The organism is Novipirellula sp. (assembly GCF_041583735.1).
GTDB lineage: Bacteria > Planctomycetota > Planctomycetia > Pirellulales > Pirellulaceae > Novipirellula.
The window spans coordinates 1-3,575 of the sequence record NZ_JBFHFD010000786.1; the positions used below are offsets into that span (position 1 = coordinate 1).

The 3,575-nt window shown below is 56.5% G+C and carries 4 protein-coding genes; all 4 read right to left on the reverse strand.

Annotation, left to right across the window (positions count from 1 at the left end; all coding sequences use genetic code 11):
* Positions 1-187 precede the first annotated feature (187 nt).
* Positions 188-592, reverse strand: a complete 405-nt coding sequence (locus ABX962_RS32700) for an ElyC/SanA/YdcF family protein (protein WP_372725888.1) — start codon at positions 590-592, stop codon at positions 188-190.
* A gap of 264 nt (positions 593-856) precedes the next feature.
* A complete protein-coding gene (locus ABX962_RS32705; RefSeq protein WP_372725885.1) occupies positions 857-1,900 on the reverse strand; it encodes an HlyD family secretion protein in 1,044 nt (347 codons plus the stop codon).
* On the reverse strand, positions 1,897-2,673 hold the full coding sequence (locus ABX962_RS32710) for an ABC transporter ATP-binding protein (protein WP_372725886.1): 777 nt from the start codon (positions 2,671-2,673) through the stop codon (positions 1,897-1,899). The genes ABX962_RS32705 and ABX962_RS32710 overlap by 4 nt, the downstream gene beginning before the upstream one ends.
* A 6-nt stretch (positions 2,674-2,679) precedes the next feature.
* Positions 2,680-3,575: ABC transporter permease (locus ABX962_RS32715; protein ID WP_372725887.1), on the reverse strand; the 896-nt coding region annotated here is incomplete at its 5' end.

The following is a 3,575-nucleotide window of genomic DNA, read 5'->3' on the forward strand; positions in this document are numbered from 1 at the left end:
AGACTGGAAGCCTACCCCACATCCAAAAGTCTCCGCGACTTCCGCTACGGCCAGTGCTCTTATGTTTTTGCCACCCATTTTTTTGCCACCGATTTTCTTGATCCAATAACCGCCAGCGACAGCACTATCACGACGACAGGCTAGAAGCCTATCCCACACCTCGAAAGTCTTCGCGACTGATAAAACACTAGGCGACGAAATAATAAATCGCCAACTTCACGTACTCGATCCAAATCGGAGCATCCACCTCGGAACTCTCGCTTGGCGCCGACGCGGCATAAACTTGGACTTGAACTTCCGCAGGCATCGATCGCTCGAAACACAATCGACTTCGCCGGGTATGAGGCGCCGAGGTGACGACGACCAAACGCCTAAGACCAGGCTCCACGCTCGCCACCACACGTGACTCACTGAGCGACCCCAGCGCCGGCTCGACCTCCGCTGGAATCTTGGTCACCTTCTCCGCTGGCACCCCATGCAGCACCAGATAGTCGATCGCGCGCTGAACCCGAGTATCCGAGCTGCGGCGGACAAAGTTAAAGCCACCGTCCTCAAGCTCGTCCAGAATCATGATCCGCTTGACGCGTTTCATGTGATACAGATCCGAGGCAGCACGCAAGCGTTCCCAGTACGCATACCCGTCCGCCATTACATATGCCGCCTCGCCCGATGCATCTGAATCATGGACGTAGAGCGGCATGGCAACGATCCCGCGAACCGACGAGAACGAAAGAAGCAACGAGGAAAGCCCCCACGCTGCCAACAGCCACAAACAACGTCGCCGCCACTTGGGTTGCTGCGGTGCAAGTGGCTCGGTCATCTTCCATCGGCTCCGAGGTCATTCAAAAAAAGGGCTTCACTCTGTCTCGATATAAATCTCCACCGGCAAGCCGACGGGTAGATCAACCGTATCCTCGAGATTAATCCACACGCGGCGGCTGGATGTATCGGTTCGTTCGCCAGCCCATTGACCAAACATTTGTTTTGGGTTCATCAGCGATTCGATCTCGACGACTTTCCCCTTCGCCAGAATCCCCTCCGCTGCATCCGATTTGATCGCACAAACTTGGCCGATCACGACATTCAACGCGTCGTACTCGTCGACTTCCGCAACCGCGCGTAATTGCGAGGTGTCCGTCATAATAATCAACGGCTTCGCGCTTGTCGGCGCGGTCATCTCACCGACTTCGGCATCCACCGACAAAATGCGCCCCGCGCTGGGAGCGGTGATTTTGGATCGATCCAAATTGATTTGAGCGATACGAAGTCTGGACTCTGCCGCACGAACCGATGCCTGAGCCGCCAGCATATCATCGTTCCTGGGCGGCATCTCCAATGTTTCCAAACGGCTTTTCGCCGCGGCCGCGGTCGCGCGTAGCGACCCCAGATCGACCAGCATGTTATCAAGCGTCTGCCAACTAATCGCATTGTTCTCGGACAGTTTGACGCCGCGGTCGTAAGTCTTCTGAGCCCCTTCGAGCCTCGCCACAGCAGCCTGGTATTCCTGCTTGGCCGTTTCGATCTCGCTGGGACGGTAACCGTTCTCCAATCGCTCTCTCTTGGCCTCTTCCATCTCTAGCAGTGCGGCGGCCAAGTTGCGTTCCTGCAACAACAGCTCCGAATCCAAACGGAGCAGCGTGTCGCCCTTGGAAACCCATTGCCCTTGCGTGACATCGATTTGATCGATTTGTTCTGCGATCCGGGCGCGCAGCTCGACTTGTTCGGTTCGGCCTTCGATCCGCCCCGCGGCGCGAATCACCTTTGCAGCCATCGATCGAGAGATCGCGTTGGCATCCACGGCATGTTGCCGCGACAGTTCCTGTTGACGTTGGTTTTCGTAAACCAAGAACGCTGGCACACCGACCAATACAACCACGATCGTGGATACTAAAAGTTTCACTTAAATTGTCCGTTTTCGATTTCACAAATGCGATCTGCGTATTTCAAAATTCGCGGGTCGTGTGTCACGATCACCGACGCCGATCCGGTCGATGCGACCAATTCCTTGAGCAGCTCCATCACCTCGGCCCCCGATTTTCCGTCCAGTGCCGCGGTGGGCTCGTCCGCAAGCAACAATTTGGGCTCAGTAATCACCGCGCGAGCAAGCGCGACGCGTTGACATTGTCCTGGGCTCATCGCGGTCGGTAATTGCCGGCGATGCAGCGACAACCCCACGCGTCCGAGAAGCTCACCCGCTTTTTCGCGTGCTTGAGCCAGCGGCATGCCTTGCAAGGTCAACGGAACCGCAACGTTATCTTCGGCCGACAAACCGCGAATCAATTGAAATCGCTGGAACACGAAACCGATTGATTGCCGACGAACCAGCGTCCGCTTAGAAACGCTCATCTGATCCACTCGCTGGCCCGCGATCGTGATCTCGCCCGAGTCACACTCCAGCAGACATCCCATGATCGACAGCAGCGTGCTCTTGCCGCTGCCCGAGGGCCCCGACAAAAACACGCACTCGTCCGCAGCGGCATGAAAGTCGACGCCGTCCAGAACGCAGCGTGGTTCGCCGCCAATGTTGTACGATTTGCGAACATGCTTCGCCGCCAAAATCATGCGGGCGGGGTTCGCCGGGCTGGCGGAACTCGCTTTCGCAGTCGCAGCGACATTGATCACGGCAGCGGATTGCGATAGCGAACTCATGTCCGCAGCGGTTTGACCAGACATCCGATTTTACCCTTGCAGTACCGAGTGAGGATCGACGCGGCGGACACGCAAATAGGGAAGTGCCGAGGCGGCTAAACAGATCGAAAAAACCAACGCAGCACTCGCGAAATAAAGTCCCGTCGGAATTTCGATCGAAGCCTGGGGCGTACTAAACAAATTGCGGATTCCCGCGGCCAGCGCCAAGCCGATCGCGATTCCCACGATCGCCACCATTCCAGACTGAGCCGTCAACAGAATCACGATTTCGCGTTCGCTAGCGCCGATCGCCTTGAGCGTCGCAAACTCACTGATCCGGTCCAACACCATCGCGTAAAGCGTTTGGCCGACCATCACCAATCCGACCAACAAACCTAAGAAGGTGGCCGCACCAAAGCTGAGTCCGATTCCGGTCCGCGTCATCCAAAAATTGACACTGATCGACGCGTATTCTTCCGCTGGCAGCGCCGTCACGTCACTCAGTCGGCGGCGGATTTCGGCACACACCGACTCGCGGTCCACGCCCGGTTTCACTCGCACCAAAAAATAGGATGCCGTCGATGGATCGCTACCAATGAATTCAGCGGCGCGAGCATACGTGGTAAATACGTAAGGATTAACCAAGAAACTGAGAATGCCGTGGCTCTTGCCAGAGATACGGACACGTTTTCCGCTAATCTCTCGAAGGTCGCCTATTGCAGGATGTTGTAGTTTTTGACTATCACATTGATCAACGATCACGGCGTCCGCATAAGACAACGCATCCGCCGGGCCTTCGACGATCTCGTAGGCCCGACCGAGATCGGTTCCCTCGGTGACTCCTACAACGTTCACCCCTTCATAGTTGCCGTCGGGAAGCGATATTTCGCCAAAGCCAATGCGAACCGGCTCTGCGTCCTGGACCCCATCGATACTGCGGATCCGAT

Coding starts and splice junctions, on each gene's coding strand:
- ABX962_RS32700 (WP_372725888.1), bottom strand. CDS start 592: ATGAAACGCGTCAAGCGGATCATGATTCTGGACGAGCTTGAGGACGGT.
- ABX962_RS32710 (WP_372725886.1), bottom strand. CDS start 2,673: ATGTCTGGTCAAACCGCTGCGGACATGAGTTCGCTATCGCAATCCGCT.